Raw genomic sequence first — 503 nt, 5'->3', positions numbered from 1 at the left:
GATTCTAAAAAAAGAATCGGGATTCAAAAAAGGCAACGACCTACTCTCCCACAAATGCAGTACCATCGGCGCTAATGGGCTTAACTTCTCTGTTCGGAATGGTAAGAGGTGAGCCCCATCGCTATAACCACCTTAAATCTTTGCCCCTCTCGGTCTCCCCTTTGGGGAGATGCCTGGCCTCTCGGTAATGTCCCTCCCCTTTTTGGGGAGCCGGAGGGGGCCAATATCTTAACATATTGAAAAAACACCATATAGGTGAACTACATAAAAAACAATAATAAATATACTTACGTGAACTTTATAAAAAAACATCCGCCCCCTCATACTCTCTCGAGCAGGTGTCCTCCTTCTTTGAAGGAGTTAGAGGGGGCCGTACAATAAGCCTATGGGTTATTAGTACTACTCGGCTATGACATTACTGCCTTTACACCTATAGCCTATCAACGTGGTAATCTCCCACGACCCTTTAAAGAAATCTCATCTTGTGGTGGGTTTCGCGCTTA

General features: G+C 44.9%; 2 rRNA genes. Both read right to left on the bottom strand.

From position 1 onward, the window contains the following. Window positions 1-27: 27 nt before the first annotated feature. Window positions 28-135 (bottom strand): 5S ribosomal RNA (rrf, locus tag Q4Q35_RS17140). A 238-nt stretch (window positions 136-373) separates the two neighbouring features. After that, window positions 374-503, bottom strand: a 23S ribosomal RNA gene (locus tag Q4Q35_RS17135); the annotation flags it as partial.

Source organism: Flavivirga aquimarina (assembly GCF_030540835.1).
In the GTDB taxonomy this organism is placed as follows: Bacteria; Bacteroidota; Bacteroidia; order Flavobacteriales; family Flavobacteriaceae; genus Flavivirga; species Flavivirga aquimarina.
The sequence above is the reverse complement of the archived record's forward strand: the minus strand, read 5'-3'. Positions and strand labels throughout refer to the sequence as shown.